Source organism: Tangfeifania diversioriginum (assembly GCF_900141875.1).
In the GTDB taxonomy this organism is placed as follows: Bacteria; Bacteroidota; Bacteroidia; order Bacteroidales; family Prolixibacteraceae; genus Tangfeifania; species Tangfeifania diversioriginum.
The window spans coordinates 145,702-160,329 of record NZ_FQZE01000005.1 but is presented as its reverse complement, the minus strand read 5'-3'; the positions used below and the strand labels follow the sequence as shown (position 1 = coordinate 160,329).

General features: G+C 41.9%; 13 protein-coding genes and 1 pseudogene. 2 read left to right on the top strand and 12 right to left on the bottom strand.

The features are described from left to right. Position 1: 1 nt before the first annotated feature. The 6 genes from BUC07_RS05120 to BUC07_RS05095 all read right to left on the bottom strand — a co-directional run bounded on the left by BUC07_RS05120 (position 2) and on the right by BUC07_RS05095 (position 5,160). Positions 2–343 (bottom strand): DUF5615 family PIN-like protein, encoded by a 342-nt coding sequence (locus tag BUC07_RS05120; RefSeq protein ID WP_073166541.1) that lies wholly within the window; start codon positions 341–343, stop codon positions 2–4. After that, complete coding sequence (locus tag BUC07_RS05115) at positions 343–576, bottom strand: DUF433 domain-containing protein (RefSeq protein WP_073166539.1); 234 nt, start codon at positions 574–576, stop codon at positions 343–345. The genes BUC07_RS05120 and BUC07_RS05115 overlap by 1 nt, the downstream gene beginning before the upstream one ends. Positions 577–665: 89 nt before the next feature. Then, positions 666–1,751: a peptide chain release factor 1 gene (prfA, locus tag BUC07_RS05110; RefSeq protein WP_073166536.1), complete on the bottom strand. Its 1,086-nt coding sequence runs from the start codon at positions 1,749–1,751 to the stop codon at positions 666–668. 45 nt (positions 1,752–1,796) lie between these two features. Then, positions 1,797–2,084, bottom strand: coding sequence for a GIY-YIG nuclease family protein (locus BUC07_RS05105; protein WP_073166532.1), 288 nt, complete (start codon positions 2,082–2,084; stop codon positions 1,797–1,799). Between the two features lie 146 nt (positions 2,085–2,230). After that, positions 2,231–3,400, bottom strand: coding sequence for an AIR synthase related protein (locus BUC07_RS05100; protein WP_073166640.1), 1,170 nt, complete (start codon positions 3,398–3,400; stop codon positions 2,231–2,233). Positions 3,401–3,498: 98 nt separating this feature from the next. Next, positions 3,499–5,160 carry an AMP-binding protein gene (locus tag BUC07_RS05095; protein WP_073166527.1) on the bottom strand — a complete coding sequence of 554 codons (1,662 nt, stop codon included), beginning with the start codon at positions 5,158–5,160 and terminating at the stop codon, positions 3,499–3,501. Positions 5,161–5,394: 234 nt separating this feature from the next. On the opposite strand from BUC07_RS05095, the gene BUC07_RS05090 reads away from it, so the two are divergent. Further along, entirely contained in the window at positions 5,395–5,784 is a 390-nt protein-coding gene (locus tag BUC07_RS05090) for a VOC family protein (protein WP_073166523.1), read from the top strand. Between the two features lie 40 nt (positions 5,785–5,824). Here the strand turns inward: BUC07_RS05090 and BUC07_RS21425 are convergent, their stop codons facing one another. Together BUC07_RS21425 and BUC07_RS21420 are read right to left on the bottom strand one after the other, a co-directional pair. Next, positions 5,825–6,805: an AbgT family transporter gene (locus BUC07_RS21425; protein WP_262509488.1), complete on the bottom strand. Its 981-nt coding sequence runs from the start codon at positions 6,803–6,805 to the stop codon at positions 5,825–5,827. Positions 6,806–6,911: 106 nt separating this feature from the next. Then, positions 6,912–7,400, bottom strand: a pseudogene (locus BUC07_RS21420) (AbgT family transporter); the annotation flags it as partial. A gap of 264 nt (positions 7,401–7,664) precedes the next feature. Here BUC07_RS21420 and BUC07_RS05080 point away from each other — a divergent pair. Next, on the top strand, positions 7,665–9,563 hold the full coding sequence (locus BUC07_RS05080; RefSeq protein WP_073166517.1) for a sulfatase-like hydrolase/transferase: 1,899 nt from the start codon (positions 7,665–7,667) through the stop codon (positions 9,561–9,563). A gap of 51 nt (positions 9,564–9,614) precedes the next feature. Here BUC07_RS05080 and BUC07_RS05075 read toward each other — a convergent pair whose 3' ends face one another. From BUC07_RS05075 to BUC07_RS05060, 4 genes are read right to left on the bottom strand one after another with little or no spacing between them, the layout of a single operon-like run. Then, the gene (locus BUC07_RS05075; protein ID WP_139279479.1) at positions 9,615–10,121 is read right to left on the bottom strand and encodes a hypothetical protein; all 507 of its coding nucleotides are present in this window, start codon (positions 10,119–10,121) and stop codon (positions 9,615–9,617) included. Positions 10,122–10,147: 26 nt separating this feature from the next. After that, the gene (locus tag BUC07_RS05070) at positions 10,148–10,714 is read right to left on the bottom strand and encodes a hypothetical protein (RefSeq protein ID WP_139279478.1); all 567 of its coding nucleotides are present in this window, start codon (positions 10,712–10,714) and stop codon (positions 10,148–10,150) included. 10 nt (positions 10,715–10,724) lie between these two features. Further along, positions 10,725–13,745 carry a hypothetical protein gene (locus BUC07_RS05065; RefSeq protein ID WP_073166505.1) on the bottom strand — a complete coding sequence of 1,007 codons (3,021 nt, stop codon included), beginning with the start codon at positions 13,743–13,745 and terminating at the stop codon, positions 10,725–10,727. Further along, the gene (locus BUC07_RS05060) at positions 13,746–14,546 is read right to left on the bottom strand and encodes a COG1361 family protein (RefSeq protein WP_139279477.1); all 801 of its coding nucleotides are present in this window, start codon (positions 14,544–14,546) and stop codon (positions 13,746–13,748) included. Between the last annotated feature and the right edge of the window lie 82 nt (positions 14,547–14,628).

The window sequence follows — 14,628 nt, the reverse complement described above, 5'->3', positions numbered from 1 at the left end:
TTTAAGTCAAAGATTCAATTCTATCGTGGAATACGTTAATGAGTTTATGATTATCCAACTCTCCTAAAATTGTAGGCCAAACCCGATTCAGAAAAGCATGTAATTCTTTCATTTTCATGTTCCCAATCTTCAGGTGAACGACTTTGGGTGGCGGAGTTTTATAAAGAATTTTATTTGAAAAGTCGCCATCTTTTGTGACAATCACCAAATTTTCTTCTTTCGAATACTGCCAAATATCTTCATCAGTAGAAATTCCAGGTAAATCATGCACATGGATGCAACTCTTGTTATTCCAAAGTTCAAAATAGTAAGGAAGATTTGCATCAATAAGAAATTTGAACATCAGGCAACTGGTTTTATAGAATAGCTTTTCCCCAGCAAAGTTGCTGCAAATTTTAGTGACGCCTGAATGTCTTCCAACTCAATAGAAGGATATTGCTTTAAAATATCTTCAATAGTGTCACCTGCCGAAAGAAATTCCAGTAAAGTTTGAACTGTAATTCTAGACCCACGAATGGTCGGTTTCCCATTACAAATTTTTTCGTCAATTGTTATTCTTTCTGAAATATATTCCATTTTCCTCTTTTTAACAAAGCTAATGAATCATCACTCCAATTGCAATTTATTTTAATACCCTCCAATTGGGTCCAGTTTGCAATTTCAGATTAAATCTCCGCTTCCTTCAGTTTCTGGGCGTTCTCTTCAATCATCAGTTTTTCGATGATTTCGTCGATGTCACCATTAATAATTGCCTGCAGGTTGTACATGGTCAGGTTAATGCGGTGATCGGTAACGCGTCCCTGCGGCCAGTTGTAGGTGCGGATTTTTGCCGAGCGGTCGCCGGTAGAAACCATGGTTTTCCGCTTCGATGAAATTTCGTCGATATACTTTTGGTACTCCATGTTGTAAATACGCGTACGCAATTCGTTCATTGCCTTGGCCAGGTTCTTTAACTGCGACTTTTCATCCTGGCAGGTTACTACAATACCAGTGGGAATGTGCGTTAACCGGATGGCCGAGTAGGTGGTGTTTACCGACTGTCCGCCTGGCCCGGAAGAACAGTACGTATCTTTTTTAATGTCGGATTCTTTCAGTTCCACATCGAACTCTTCGGCTTCGGGCAAAACAGCCACCGTGGCAGCCGATGTGTGCACACGTCCCTGGGTTTCGGTTTGCGGAACGCGCTGAACCCGGTGCACACCCGATTCGTATTTCAGAATTCCGTAAACTCCGCTTCCGCTCACCTTGGTAACAATTTCTTTGTAGCCACCGGCTGTTCCCTCGTTTATATTTGTGACTTCCATTTTCCAGCCTTTTTTCTCGCAGAATTTGGAGTACATGCGGAACAGGTCGCCGGCAAAAATGCTGGCTTCGTCGCCGCCGGTACCGGCACGGATTTCCAGAATGGCGTTTTTATCGTCTTCAGGATCCGAAGGCACCAGTAACATTTTTATCTCCTGCTCTTTTTCCGGTATTTTTTCTTCGGCTATTTCCATTTCCTCGCGTGCCATCTCGCGCAGTTCTTCGTCCGATTCTTCGGCGAGCATCTCTTTTCCTGACTCAAGGTTGTCAATCAGGTTTTTATATTCTTTAAAAACTGCAAGTAATTTTTCCAGGCTTTTATATTCCTGGTTCAGTTTTACATAGCGCTTCATGTCAGCAATAATTTCCGGATCGGTAATCATTTGCTGCACCTCTTCGAAGCGGTGTTTTATCGATTCATGTTTTTCTAATAATGCGTATTCTGCCATAATTCACTCCTTTTCCTCATTCCCGCGAATGCGGGAATCTCTTGTTTAAAACCATTCTGCTGATAAATCAATCCAATCCGGATTTTCTTTTTCTATTAATTGAATTTTCCAGTCACGGTTCCACTTTTTCAATCTTCGCTCTCTTAAAAATGCTTCTTCATAAGTATCAAATTCTTCAAAATAAACTAATTTATCAACATTGTATTTATAGGTAAATCCTTTTAATATTTTGTTTTTATGTTCTCCCAAACGTCTTTCCAGTTCATTTGTTACACCTATGTATAAAACTCCGTTTGGTTTGTTTGCCAATATGTAAACATAGAAATTTGCCATGTTTGTTAATATCCGCTTTTTTAAGATTCCCACTTTCGTGGGAATGCATTCTTAGTTACTTTGTGCTGGTCATTCTCCGGCCTCATTCCCGCGCAGGCGGGATTCTCTCGCTATTGAGCAGAGATTCCCATTTTCGAGGGAACGCACTAATAATCAAACTTTCCCATTTTATTTTCAATCGTCAATTTTTTACCTTCGAAAGGTTCAACTCTGCCCACAATTTGTGCTTCAATGTTGAACGATTTAGAAATAGAAATAATTTCTTCAGCCACATCCGGACTGGTATAAATTTCGAACCGGTGGCCCATGTTAAACACCTTGTACATTTCCTGCCAGCTTGTTCCCGACTGCTCCTGAATAATTCTGAAAAGCGGCGGAACCGGAAACATATTATCCTTCACCACATGCACATTCTCCACAAAATGCAGCACTTTGGTTTGCGCGCCTCCTGAGCAGTGGATCATCCCTGAAATATTTTTTCTGAATTTTTCCAGTACTTTTTTAATCACAGGAGCATAAGTCCTTGTTGGCGATAAAACCAGTTGGCCGGCATCTAAACCTATTCTTTCAATTTTGTCTATCAATTTGTATTTTCCGGAATAAACCAGTTCCCCGGGAACTTCCGGGTCGAAACTTTCGGGATATTTTTCGGCGAGGTAGTTGGCAAAAACATCGTGGCGTGCCGATGTGAGCCCGTTGCTGCCCATACCGCCATTATAGCTGTTTTCGTAAGTTGCCTGCCCCGAAGAGGAAAGCCCGATGATGACATCACCTGCCGAAATTTTATCAGCAGAAATTACATCATCGCGTTTCATCCGGGCAACTACCGTGGAATCCACAATAATGGACCGGACTAAGTCGCCCACATCGGCTGTTTCGCCTCCGGTTGACCAGGCTGAAATTCCCAGTTCCCGCAAATTCGCGAGCAGTTCTTCGGTTCCGTTAATAATGGCGGAAATCACTTCGCCGGGAATTTTGTTTTTGTTCCGGCCAATGGTTGACGAAACGAGAATATTGTCGGTTGCGCCCACGCACAGCAAGTCGTCGATGTTCATTATCAGCGCATCCTGGGCAATTCCTTTCCACACCGAAAGGTCGCCGGTTTCTTTCCAGTACATATAAGCCAGTGCCGATTTAGTGCCGGCACCATCGGCATGCATGATGTTGCACCAGACCGGATCACCACCCAAAATATCGGGCACAATCTTACAGAAGGCATTGGGAAACAATCCTTTGTCGATGTTTTTTATGGCGTTGTGTACATCTTCTTTCGATGCTGAAACTCCCCTGTTGCTGTATCTCGATTCTATAACCATTTCTTTATTCGGTTTTTGCGGGTACAAAATTAACAAAATCTGCTCATCTAAAATAAAAAAGGAAAGCCGCATCGTGACTTTCCTTTTTTTCTTTAGCGCTAAGCGTATAAAAACCGTTTAATTTTTTGCGTTGGCGTTTTTTCAAACGGGCTGGGCTGAAGAACAACACGTTGAAGCCTTGAGAATTTATTCACCTCTGCATTTACTTTATTGTGAATTTCTTCCAGGACATCATCATATTTGTCAGAAAAATATTGTTGTGCATCGGCTCTGAGATTTTTAAAATGCTGCTCAACTTCGTCGGCATTCAGGTGAACCATTGCTACCAGTTTTCCCTTCTTTTCGATAACCAGCGACTCGAGCACAAATCGCATTTTATTTATTACTGACTCAATTTCTTCAGGATAAATATTTTCCCCACTGGCACCCACAATCATGGTTTTAATGCGCCCTTTAATATAGAGGAAATTATTTTTGTCGAATTTCCCTTTGTCACCGGTCTTAAACCAGCCATCTTCAGTAAACACTTCTTTTGTAATTTCCGGTGCTTTGTAATACCCTTCCATTACGTTGTTGCCTTTGGCCTGAATTTCGCCTTCACCGGTTGCCGGGTCAACATCGCCCAGGCGGAGCTGAACACCATCCATAGCAATTCCGGTTGAGCCTAATTTCCTGTTTTTGCCAACAGCTCCAGCAAGCAGCGGTGATGTTTCGGTAAGACCGTACCCAATGGCGTATGGGAACTTTCCTTCGTATAAAAACCGTTCAACCGTACCGTCCAGCTTTGCCCCGCCAATTCCAAAAAAGCGAAGTTGGCCGCCAAAAGTCTGGTATAGTTTCCGGGCTGCCACACGGTGTAAAACCTTCCGGATTGCCGGAATGGAATAGAGCGTGCGCATGGCTTTCGATTTCTGGAACTTAGGATTTATTTTTGCTTTGAATACTTTTTCGATAATCAGCGGGACCACCAGCATAATTGTGGGTTGAACTTTTTTGAGCGCCGGCAATAACACCGATGCAACCGGAGGTTTTCTCAGGTAGTGTACCGAAGCTCCAAACCTCACAGGAAAAAGAAAGCCAAGTGTATTTTCAAAGGTGTGCGACAGCGGCAATACTGAAAGGAAACGGTCGGTTTCACTAATATCCTGCAGGGTGTAACTTTTTTCGGAGGTCCACATCAGGTTTTTATGAGTGAGCATTACACCTTTTGAGTTTCCGGTAGTTCCGGAGGTATAGATTATGGAAGCCAGATCTTCTTCGTTTACTTCTGCCGGCAATAACTCAGCTGTTTCGGGTAATTCAGTTTCAAATGATTTTAATTTTTCTTTGGGAGTTCCTTTCGGTATTAAAGCAAAACAATCGACCAAAATAATTTTTCCGAGTTTGTTAATGGTGTTTTCATTCAAGCTGCTGTACAATGATTCTGAAACGAAAAGCGTTTTTGTTTCTGAATGCTCGATTATCGATTCAATTTCGTTTGAATGAAAATCGGGCAAAATAGGCACTGCCGTAGCACCAATCCATGATATCGAGAAAAAAGCAATTCCCCAGTTGGGCATATTGGGGCTTAAAATGGCAACCTTGTCGCCCGGTTGAACACCATGTTTTTTTAGCAAAGCGGCAACCCGTTTCACATCTTCTCCCAGCTCCTGGTAAGTATATTTGCTTTCACCTGCATAAACCAGTGAAATTTTATCAGCGAATTTACTTACCGATTCCTGCAGCATTGCGGGGATAGTATATTTTGTTGTATTATTCATCTTTTTACGGGTATTTAAATTCCTGCGTATTAATAAAATAACGCCGTCCCTCTATTGTTGTTTCCGGTCAAAAGTAACAATAAACCTGCCTGAAAGTTCTTTTACGGGAATTTTAAACTATTTTTAACATCTTGCAAAGAAATATTTTTTATTTGATGAAATAACAATCAAAGTTCAATAATTTTATATCCGGACTGATTTTGTTAATTTGGTAAATCATTAATTAACCTAAATATGAAAATAGACCATATTGCAATCTGGACATTTAACCTTGAATCGTTGCGCAATTTTTATGCGCATTATTTCGATGCTTCTTCCTCTGAAATTTATTACAACCACTCCAAAGAATTCAGGTCCTATTTTCTCACATTCGGTGGCGACTGCCGGCTTGAAATTATGGAAATGCCCAATATTCCAAAATCGAAAAACGACCCGGCAAAACAATATACAGGCCTGGCTCATTTTGCAATCAGTGTGGGCTCAAGACAAGCAGTTAACCAATTAACTGAAGAACTGCGAAGCGATGGGGTCAGAATTGTTGGCGAACCCCGCATCACCGGTGATGGCTATTACGAAAGTGCTGTGCTCGACCCGGACGGGAACCACGTGGAAATTATCGAATAGCAGGGATGAATTAATACCCCCGCTATTCGATAATTTTATATCAGGGAGTATAATATATCGGCCCTTCAATTCCCAGAGGAAGTTTGGCCCAAATCCACACCAGTAACATTGGTATTCTGACTAAAGCAAACGCTATGGCATAAGGCAACATCATGGAAATGAGTGTGCCAATGCCCACCTTTTTTACATATTTCTGTGCAAAAACAATGACCAGCGGAAAGTAGGGTAACAACGGTGTCAGAATGTTGGAGTACGAGTCGCCTATACGGTAGGCTGCCTGTGTTGTTTCAGGGGAGTAACCCATAAGCATGAGCATGGGCACAAATATGGGGGCCAGCAGGGCCCATTTTGCAGAGGCACTTCCCATTACAAGATTTACCAGCGACGACACAATTATAAAAGCGACAAGCAGCGGCCCTCCGGTAAAACCAATAGCCTTGAGACCATCGGAACCTTTAACGGCCAGCACGCTTCCCAGGTTCGACCAGTTGAAATAAGCTACAAACTGAGCTGCCACAAAAGCAATAACAATGTACATTCCCATGGTTGACATGCTTTTAGCGGTCATGTCGGCCACATCTTTATCGGTTTTAATGGTTTTGGCAACAATACCATAAACCAAACCGGCCACAAAAAACACAATAAACATTATGGGTACCAGCGAGTCGTAAAAAGGTTGGAAACTCCTGGAGCCGGTTTCAGGGTCAACTTCCCCCCGCAACAATCCATCGGCGGGAATGATTGTAAGCATGAACAGTGCAAGCACTGCAAGGGTAGCTGCAAATGACCATTTCAGTGCTTTAACTTCTTGCCGGGTGATGGGAGTTTCTTCATCAATTTCCAGGTCGGAAGAAGGTTTGTACGGCCCAAGCCGCGGCACCAGTATTTTTTCGGTAACCCACGTTCCAATAAGCCCGATAAACGGAACTGATGCAGCCATAAGATAGTAGTTGGAAAGCGGGTTCACGGTATATTCCGGATCGATAATTTGGGCCGCCGGCTCGGTAAAAGCGGCAATCATTGGGTCGAGCCCGGTGGGGAGAAAATTGGCTCCGAAAACTCCCGAAAACTCCGGCGAAAGCGGCTCCTATACCTGCCAGCGGATGTCGCCCCATTCCCAGAAAAATGGCTCCACCGAGCGGAATCAGCACAACATAACCTGCGTCGGCTGCCACAGAGCTAACCATTCCTGCAACCACAATAGAGAAAGTAATAATTGTTTTGGGCACTTTTGAAACAAAAAGGCGCAACCCCACCGATATCATTCCGGTATGTTCAGCAACACCAATGCCCAACATTACTACAAGCACTAACCCAAGGGGCGGGAAGTTGGCAAATGTTTCAACCATTCGGGTAAAAATCATTTGTACTCCATCGCGCGACAGCAGGTTTACAACATCTATTTTATCCACGGGGTCGCCATCGGGGCCAATCATTCCAGCTTCTTTGCCCGGGTGATCGACCGAAACGCCTCCAAAAACAAATGAAAGCAGAAGGGTTATTATCATCAGCAGGGCAAACAAAGTCACAGGCTGTGGCAGCTTATTGCCCACAACTTCAACTTTATCTAATATACGCTTGAAAAAATCATTTTTTTTCTTCTCGCTCTTTGCCATAAAGTCTGTGTTTTAACAATTTGTTACTCGCTCATTTTAGTAAAAAAGTGATTTATAGAAAACCACTTTTATCAGGTAATTTAATTGCATCAAATCACAAAAACAATAAATTTTTGTTCTGGCAAAACAAAAGTATTCGATTCATGAATATTTAAGTGCAGAAAGTCCTTTAAAAATCCATTTTACATCATTTCATGTATTAATTTTTTGGTTTCTTCCCAATTCGTTAATTTTGAATTCATTTCAACTAAATCAATTTGCAGCATGAAAACTAAAAGCCTGACCTTTGGTTTCCTTTTTTTCATTGTACTAATATCGGCTCAATTTTCAACCGGTTGTGGGGAAAAAGTACCTGAAGAACTACCCAACATTTTGTGGCTGACCAGCGAAGACAACAGTCCGTTTTTAGGCTGCTACGGCGATGAGTTTGCCACCACCCCCAACCTCGACAAACTAGCTTCTGAGGGATTTTTATACACACACGCCTACGCCAATGCGCCTGTTTGCGCCCCGGCCCGAAACACCATCATTACCGGTGTATATGCCAATTCGGGCGGAAATCAGCATATGCGCAGTTATTACCCCATTTCTGAAGCCATAAAAACCTATCCTGATTTTTTACGCGAAGCCGGCTATTACTGCACCAACAATTCAAAAACCGATTACAATACCAACAGTATCGATCCGGATGAAATATGGGACGAAAGCAGCCGCGATGCACACTACAAAAACCGGGAGCCGGGGCAACCTTTTTTTGCTGTTTTCAATACTACTATTTCGCATGAAAGTTCGCTGCACGATTCCATTCCCAACGAACAACTAAGGCACAACCCCGAAGAAGCACCAATCCCGCCACATCATCCGACCACACCGGCCATGAAACACGACTGGGCACAGTACTACGACAAAGTGGAAGATATGGATTCCCAAATTGGGAAATGGCTGCAGGAGCTGGAAGAGGCCGGACTTGCTGAAAACACCATCGTTTTTTACTACGGCGACCACGGTGGCGTTGTTGCCCGCAGCAAACGCTATGTTTACGAAACCGGAACGCGTGTGCCGTTTATTGTTCGCATTCCCGAAAAATACAAACACCTGTTTTCTGAAAAAAAACCTGGTTCAAAAGTGGACCGGCTCATCAGTTTTGTTGACCTTGCGCCAACTTTGTTGAGCATTGCCGGAATTAAAATTGCCGACTGGATGCAGGGCAATGCATTTTTGGGCAACCAAAAAACAGAAGATCCAGAGTATGCCTATATGTTTCGTGGACGCATGGACGAACGTTACGACATGAGCCGCGCAGTGCGTGACCAAAAATTTCGCTACATCAGGAATTATATGCCCTACCGGATTTACGGCCAGCACTTGGAATACTTGTGGAGAGCACCTTCCATCAGGTCGTGGGAGGAGGCATATAAAAATGGCGAATGCAACGAAACACAAAGCCGTTTTTGGGAGCCGAAACCTGCTGAAGAATTATACGATACGGAAAACGATCCGTGGGAAATCAATAATCTGGCCGGAAATCCGGAATATGAAAAGGTGCTGGAAAGAATGCGCAGCGCCAACAAAGAGTGGATGACCCGCATTTACGACACCGGTTTTATCCCCGAAGCTGACCGCGTGGAACGCGCCGGCGACCTTTCGATGTACGACTACATGCGCTCCGGGAAAATTGAACTCGAACCAATAATTGAAGCTGCGGAAACAGCCACCCTCGGCAAACCGGAAAATCTGGAGGTGCTGAAATCTTATTTAAAAAACAAAGAACCGGCTATCCGGTACTGGGGAGCAACCGGACTTTTAATTTTAAAAGAGGATGCCCGGCCTGCACTTCCTGAATTAAAAGAGGCGTTGAACGATGAATCGGCCAGCGTAGTTAATGTGGCCGCTGAAACGCTTTATAATCTGGGAGAAAATGAGGCTGCGAAAAAGGCATTGCTTTCAGTTCTGAAAAATCCCAATGAATTTGCACGGTGTCATGCATTGAACGTGATTGACTGCATCGGGGACAAAAGCCCTGAAATTGTGGAAGGGGTTGTACAAATGATTCACAAAGCAGAATCGAATACCCGCAACAAATACGATATGCGTTCAGCAAAATGGCTAATTGAAAAATGGGGACTGGATCCAGATGAATTTGATGTTGAATTTGCCTGGTAACTGCGACTGCCAAGGCAAACGAAAAATGACAGTTTATAGCTGACTCCTCTCTCAATCGTCATAAACGGTAAACACAACACGTGTTTCAAATTGCCGGGCCCCCATAGTAAGAGATGCACCACTCAATTTTAAATTCAGTGGGATGTTTAAAACACCATAACGCCCTCGAAAAAAAAAGCTGGGATTGTTAGTTATAGTTTGATAGTTTGTTCCACTGGTTACTACCGGATTAGGGCCCAATATAGAAGCTCTGCTTCCATTTCCATCTCTCAGGATTTGCAGGTCAAGATTGTTGTTCCATTCAAGATCTGATTTATGTATAAAAATCTGCCATGGGATATCACGCCCAAAAATACCATCCCAAATACTTCTGTAATTGAGAGAAAGATATATTGATGAACTACTGGTAATCGACGACGGGAAATCTTCGCCGGCCTCGGTAACAACATATTGGGCATTTTCGAAATTGGCGTCCCCTGAAACTTCAATTCTCAAATCCTGCCCCAAAATATAATTTGCCGTAAAAATAAACGCTACTAAAAGAATTGTCCTTTTCATTATGATGAGCTGTTTCATTAAAATAATCAATTATCGGTAATCGTGTACAATACAACAAAGCTGGATTCGTCAACTGAATAAACCCTTGAATAATCTGAAACGTCGATGGAAAATGAAAGCCGGTGCCCGTTATTTATCCCATCACCTGTGTAACAATTTCCGATATTCGTAATAATTGGCCGTGGCTGGCTGTTCAGTTCAATTCTCCCGGAAGGCTGCCCAACCTGGCCTGAACCTCCGGCACCGGAAAAGGTTGACGCTTCCAAATAAAATCGTATTCCTTCGGGAATATCGCCCTGCGAAATTTCAGCCACAATGGAGCGCGAATTTTGGGCAGTTGTCAGCGAGGAAGAATAATTTATCCACAAATCATTGTTTGCCGGCAATTCCAAAAAAGGAGACTCGCCCGATTCGGCCGATGTATTTACGCTGAAATGTATGCTGTTGTCCAAGTCTGGTTCAATATCAACGAGCGCAACCTGAGGGAGTTCAAAGTAAACATTAGCCTCTGCTTCTTCCACTTGCGCAGATGCTTTGGCACTCAGCAACAGTAAAAAATATGCGAACCAAATAAAAAATGACACTTTCTTCATTTTATCAGATTTATTCATTCCCATCCCAGGGAACAACTTTATTGTTTTCTATAATAACTATAAATGGATTCCTAAAGAATTTCTCCAGCCTTTTTCTTTCTTTTTCAGCCTCTTCAACTGAGTTGAACTTCCCCTTAAAATATTTATGAAAGTTATCAATTTGTTTCACGAAATCAAATTGTTCTTCTTCGAAATAACCTGAATCATCCGGCACTTTTCGGCTAAAAGCAGCAATTTGTACAGAATAAAACCTCGATTCTTTCTTTTCCCGAAGCTGATGGTCACTTTCATTTTTCGCTGAAGGAGAAGTTTCTTTACCTGGAGTAAGCGGGGTAAGCGTACTATCAGTCGATTTAAATATTATATTTCTCTTTTTTGATTTCAATTTTATTGGCAATTCCATTTTTTCTCCGGGTTGAAAATCCAGCTGATAGACTGATTTCTCAATTTCATATCCTCCCGGAATTGAAGTGGTGTAAATTTTGAAAGTCCATTCCCCGGGCCTGACGATGGGGAACGAAAAACGACCATCGTTGTTGGTTGTAATTCGGTATTCTTCAAAATCGTTTTTCAATTCTACAATAATATTTCCTGTTTCCACCTCTTCGTTTTTTAATACCGAAATACTACTTTTTTGTACCTCAAAAGAACCAGTTAGCTTTGCACCTTCAGTAATTTTAAAGTTCAGGCTAATAATTTCGTCCTCAATAATATCCACTTCAATCGGCAGAGGAATATTGGTAATCTCATTAATTTTCATTTTATCCCGATTGATTGAAAGCAGGGCACGTCCGGGTTGAATGGTTCGGAACCAGAATTCTCCATTTTCGTCGGTAATGGTTGTTTTATTACGCAAATTCAAAATAACTCCTTCTGCCGGTTCGCCGTTTTCGTATGTAATCCGGCCTTTAAGGTCGCCTGCCCTAATTATCTGTTTTAAGGGCACACCCAGGTTGAAAGCATAATTCAGAGAAAATGTAAAATCAGGATTTTCAGTTTGTTGTCTGAAAAGTGTATAAAAACTGCGCAACGAAAGTGTATGTTTCCTCAGAAAAGTATAATCCAGATTCAGTTGCATTAAATTCCGGTTTCTGAAATAATCGTCAATATTATAGGCATTTTGAAGGTAAAAGTTGGCATTGAAATTTTTCCCAATCTGGCTCGTAACCGAAAGACCGGCAGTCAGATTGCGTTGCTCCCCGGTAATAAAACTGTTTACATTCGACCAGCTTCCAAAAGCCCTCACTGAATGAGAAGGATTAAACTGGTAAGCAAAATTAGCTGAAGCCCGGTAAGTTTCCTGCCGGTTTTCGCCATCTCCCTGCAACAAGTTGGTGGTTTCACCAAATTCGCCAAGCAAGCTGTAATTTATTTTTCTGAAACGATGACTAAAACGGGTGTTTAAAGAACGTGTTCTGTAATGAAATTTATCCTGTACCAAGCGGTCCTTCCTTTCATACTCGCGCAGATAAAATTTTAAATGTGCACGGGTTGCAACATTGTAATTTAAAAAAGTTTGAAACGATTTCGAATAGGGTGCAGTAACAAAAAAAGTATCGAGGGCCGCATTTCTGAAATCTTCTTTGGTGTAAACACCCAGACTCAGCTTATCAGTGAGGTTGGCCGACAAATTTCCTGAATAAAAAGTGGAATTCGAATAATAACCGGGATAATTTTTACCAGTATAAAAATAGTTCCCCGACAAACTAAAAATTGAAAAATGGGAATTCACATTGGCACGGAATGCATCATCTGAGTTTTCCGGAGAAATCCCCTTTGAATATTCCAGATCGAAGCTCACGCTTTCAAAAGGTTTTAAGGCAGCTGAAATACTTGCCAACTGAACCGATTCGGGGCTGTCCTCCATCTTTTTCGAAATGTAATATCCCCTGAATTCATTGTCATCATTTATTTTATACCCAGTATAACCGGCAATTTCACTTTCAATTTTTTCGTAGTAACGAGGCTTCACCCATAAAAAGCCGAAAAACAAGCCGTTATTGAAAATTATTTTATTTTCGGCACCCATCCCAAATCGGGACGACTCAGTAAGCGGTGTAAACGAGTAGGCTCTTTCGCCCACAAAAAACTCCAGATTTTTATTTGAATAACCAATATAATACTGGTCATACAATCCCAAAAAACTGAGGTTTGTATTATTGGGGCCGCGCGCCAAAAACTCAAGGTGGTGGTTCCCTTCAGGATCGAGTGCACCTTCTCCCTGAAGCTCGAACTGCCAGGCCTTTTCATACTTTTCATTTCGATTAGAAGCCAGGTAAGTAGCAGAGGCAGTTACAGGATATCGGAAAAATAAATCTTTCCTTGTTGTTTTTGAAGGAAAAACTTTAAACGATCGGAAAACACTTTCTGCAATCTCTCCTGATAGTAAAGCCCGAACAGTGTAATTTATTTCTCGGGGCTCCAAAAGCTCTTCGGAAGTTAAATTGTAAACAGTAAACGGAACCGACTGCCCGGGTTCTACCTGAATTTCTGCGGAACCTTTCACGTCACAATTATAAGTATCGATGTACACCTTTTTAGAAGTATTGCCATTGTTTTGCAGGAGGTAAGTTGCTTCAAGCTGTTCCCCTGCAACAATTATCTCAGGTGCCTTTACAAAATGCAGCGACACGCTTTCTATCTCATTTACCTTCAATACATTTCGCCTGACAGAAAGCGTATCGTCACTACCTTTTTCAATAGCATATAAATCAATGGGGTGCTCTCCTACGGGGAATCCAGATGGAACCTGGATGGAAAAAATCACCAGCTTTTTTGCTGATGGTTTTAATGAAATCTGCTGAATCTTTTGTATTACTTTCCATTCGTCGGGAACCTGCAATGAAATTGCTAAATCCTTTTCAGCTTCTCCGTTATTGGCAATAAAGTAGGTTTGATTAAAAATCTCTTCCGGCTGTAAATGGACATCATCTTTTAACGACTCAATTGCAATAATTTCGGTTTGCTGAGCATTTAATGAATGCATCCCCAGCAAAACAAAAAAAAATATACTAAAAAACTTATTCAACATTTACATTAGCTCAAACGAAACGTTTGTACCAAAAACATGATCCTCATCGCAATCTGCAACAAGTACCCCAGTGTATTTCCCTGGTTTAATCCCCTCTAAATCAATTGAAATTTCAACTGAAGTGCCGGGATAAACTTTTCGTGCATCAGCTTTAACAATGCCTGCCGAGTTTCCCGCTTCATCGAATAATTCCAGTGCCAATTCAGGTCGTAATAACCGTTCGCCTGTATTTTCAATAAAAACATCCAGTATATTATTTTCGTTTTGGCGGGCAACATCCAATCCAAGGAATTGAATATCGCGGGTTCCTGAATTACCGATATTTGTAATAATCTGAACTGCATACCTGATGGCTGTGTTTATTGTAACGCCTGTTTTCCGCGTAGTATCAGGCTTTGTTATTCCTTCTACCATTATCACGCTCCAGTATGTCCCAGTTAAAGAATCATTCTCAGGCACCTGCACCTCAAAATCAATTGTTGCTTTTTCTCCGGCTCCAAGATTTAGCAATTCAGGATTGTAATTGATCCAATTGGCATTCGACCGTTCAAGCGTACCTCCCGGGTCGTGTCTGCTTTCTCCCGAATAAGAAAACCAGTAGTCCCGTATGTAAACTCTTACTCCCTTTTCAGCATTGCCGGTATTTTGCACTTCAATTACCCCCCGGTAAGTTTCCCCGGGCTGAACCTGATTCTCGTGGGTTAACCCATTTAAAACAACTATAGTTGCATTGAGCATTGCAACGGGAGCAAATAAAAAGATAGCGATAAAAATAAACCTCTTAACGATATTTTCGTCCATTTTAAAGATTTTACGGGATTTTACCAATTAATAAATTATTGCTAAAATATTAATCTTTAGCATTAATACAACAATAATTCAA